Source organism: Vibrio sp. 10N.222.48.A3 (genome assembly GCF_041475345.1).
Taxonomy (GTDB): domain Bacteria; phylum Pseudomonadota; class Gammaproteobacteria; order Enterobacterales; family Vibrionaceae; genus Vibrio; species Vibrio tasmaniensis_A.
In genome coordinates this window covers 1-334 of sequence record NZ_JBFRVX010001301.1, presented here as the reverse complement: position 1 = coordinate 334, position 334 = coordinate 1, and the positions used below count along the sequence as shown (strand labels likewise).

Below are 334 nucleotides of genomic sequence, written 5' to 3'. Positions count from 1 at the left end.
GTGACCGTCACTTGTAATTGTCGCACCTGCCATTCCTGGCGTGCCTTGAAGAAGCTTATCAAGTGGCTTAATAACCACTTCTTCTTGGCCGATAAGCGCATCTACAACAAAACCAACACGTTGACTACCAAGTTGCACAATAACAACATGACCATGACCTTGACGTCCTTCAACAAGACCTTCTTTAGGTGTAAGCCAATTTTGTAAGTAGAACAGTGGAATAGACTTATCGCGAACGATGATCGTTAGCTGGCCATCAACCACGTTTGTGCGGCTTAGGTCTAGGTGGAAGATTTCATTTACAGAAGCCAGTGGCAATGCGAACGGGTGACCC

Annotated in this window: 1 protein-coding gene; it reads right to left on the bottom strand. The window is 46.1% G+C overall.

Going from position 1 to position 334, the window contains the following annotated elements:
* A partial coding sequence (locus AB4653_RS25865; RefSeq protein ID WP_372105659.1) for a chemotaxis protein CheW occupies positions 1–334 on the bottom strand: 334 nt, incomplete at both ends.